At 31.1% G+C, this 2,293-nt stretch carries 2 protein-coding genes; both read right to left on the minus strand.

Annotated elements, in window-relative coordinates:
- Window positions 1-347: 347 nt before the first annotated feature.
- Window positions 348-1,346, minus strand: coding sequence for a hypothetical protein (locus VLC96_RS16315; protein WP_325264621.1), 999 nt, complete (start codon window positions 1,344-1,346; stop codon window positions 348-350).
- A 718-nt stretch (window positions 1,347-2,064) separates the two neighbouring features.
- Window positions 2,065-2,293 (minus strand): hypothetical protein (locus VLC96_RS16320; protein WP_325264623.1); only part of this gene is annotated, 229 nt, incomplete at its 5' end.

The following is a 2,293-nucleotide window of genomic DNA, read 5'->3' on the forward strand; positions in this document are numbered from 1 at the left end:
GCATAAACTAGATAGTTTTTCAGTTTCATTTATTTCTTTTGAATAGCCTAATTGAAATGTAATTATTAGGATTAATAAAATAATTTTCTTCATTTTCTTTGTAGGATGATTTTATATGCACTTTTTTGAGAATATTTCTGCCAACGTTCTGGCACTACAGCGGGTTTGGGACTAAATTAAGCCCATTCTTCGGATTTGCCAAATCATAACAATACAGAACCATTTTTCCATTAAGCCAATTGCCCAAATCCGTTGTAGTAGCTGTTACAGGAAGCCTTTTTTATCGTTCAATATTTGTTTTCTAACACCTAGTTACTAATACAAAATAGACATTAAGTCCATTACTTTTAATCCTCCTGTTGTTCCAACCAACACCGAGTTCCGCCTTTAACTTCTTTAATTTTGATTTTCCCACCATTAATCTCCTCTTTATCAATGATAAAAACTTTTTTATTAATTGAACCTATTAATTGTTCCAAATCACATTGGGTAAATCTTTGTAAATCTTCAAGACGCAATATTTTGTCGGTATAAGTTTTTAAAAATGAATCCTTTTCATAAAATTCATTACTAGTTTCAGCAAAACTAAAGCGACTTAAATGTGTAAAACTGACATAAGAGCAATTAAATTGGAAGTCATAAGTTTCTTGTCGTATGCTTTTTAATTTATTTATATCAAGAATGTATTGCATATTTTTCCCTCTCCCAATAGATGAATAAATCGTATCTGAAAAATTCAATCGTTCATACTGCATATTTTTTTCTCTTTCAATAAGTAAATAAATCGTATCTAAAGATTTCACTCGTTCAAATTCTTTATCATAAAAATATTTTGTCAGATTTAAGTAATTATTTAAAAACGTCTTTCTGTCTTTAGGAAAAGAAAATTTGTCTTCAATATTAGTCTCGGAGTAACTATAAAAAAGCTTTAAAGTTTTGTTATCTTTATAAAACGATATCATATACTTACCTAAATTCTCAATAGGGATTCTATTTTTTTTATCAATTTCATTGATTATTTTTTTTGGGTCAATGGAGACCAATGTATCAATTATAGACTTACAATTCTTCGCATTAATATTATTCAGCTCTACTATATTGTTAATTATAGTGTCTTTGCATATTGCATAGCATTTAACTTTATTGTTTTTTAAAGAGATAAATTTGCTATCGTCCAAATATATAATTAGTGCATCATTATCTTCATTAACGATATCTCTAATTTTATCTCCTTTTTTTTCATTATCAATTTGCTCGTATTTTGAAAAGATAAAAGCGGAATCAACTTTATCTTGTGAATAGATAGTTGAAAAAAATAATAAGAGGATAACTAAAATATAATTCATTATTATTAGGTTATTTTGTGGCAAGGTTTCCTGTAACGTCTTCGCGCTACACGCAGGCTGGGATTAAGAAAGCCTAAACTTTCGGTTAAAAACTATTTTTTCAAATACAAAACCATCTTTAAATTTTGCCAAATCCCCAGCTTGCTTGTAGCGTGTGTTACCGGAGGCTTGTTTTTGACGAAATCTCGTTTTAAACCGCAATTTTTTAAGCTTCTGTTTGTCCAATTCCGTCCGCTCCACAAAGTTTAGTTTTCGGTTTTTGGTTTTGTATTTTTTGGCTCAAAGTTTCAAGTTCTCACTTTCCGCTTTTCACGTTTCTTTTTTAAAGTTCAGTTGGCAAATTCCAACTTTTACGTTTCTGCTTTTCAGATTCCAATTTTCAAGTTTGCTTCGCCTGTTCGCTTTCGCTTGAGTCTGCCGGCAAGTTCCAACTTTCACGTTTCTGCTTTGTAAATTTTCTGATTGAAAACATCAGCGTGATTTCGGCACAAGTCTCCGGTAACGTTCTGGCACTACAGCGGGTTTGGGACTAAATTAAGCCCTGTTTTCGGATTTGCCAAATCGTCCCAATACAAAACCAACTTTCAATTAAGCCCAATGCCCAAATCCGTTGTAGTGGCTGTTAGCAGTGGTCTTTTGACTTCAGCTAATTCGTATTGCAGTTTTGACTTTTCATTTCTTATGTTTTCTCACAAAGTGATTTAAAACCAAACATTCATCAAATTTGTTTTTTATAAATTGCTTTTACACAAAGCTGGATTCCAATTATAACTAAAAGGATTATCGCAAAAAGAAAGCTTAAACCCAAAATACCAACTGCAGGCGTTCCGCATTTAAAACCCCTATTGCTTAAGCTGATAGATGTGATGAAAAAGCCTAAAAAAGTTAAAATAAATTGCGCTACAAAACTTATTAAGCAAACAGTCCCGAAACTTAAATTTATACTT

The sequence above is a fragment of the Flavobacterium sp. genome, assembly GCF_035456085.1.
Classification (GTDB): domain Bacteria; phylum Bacteroidota; class Bacteroidia; order Flavobacteriales; family Flavobacteriaceae; genus Flavobacterium.

Bases quoted from the DNA above. Each gene is read 5' to 3' on its own strand.
- VLC96_RS16315 (WP_325264621.1), bottom strand. From the start codon at position 1,346: ATGAATTATATTTTAGTTATCCTCTTATTATTTTTTTCAACTATCTAT.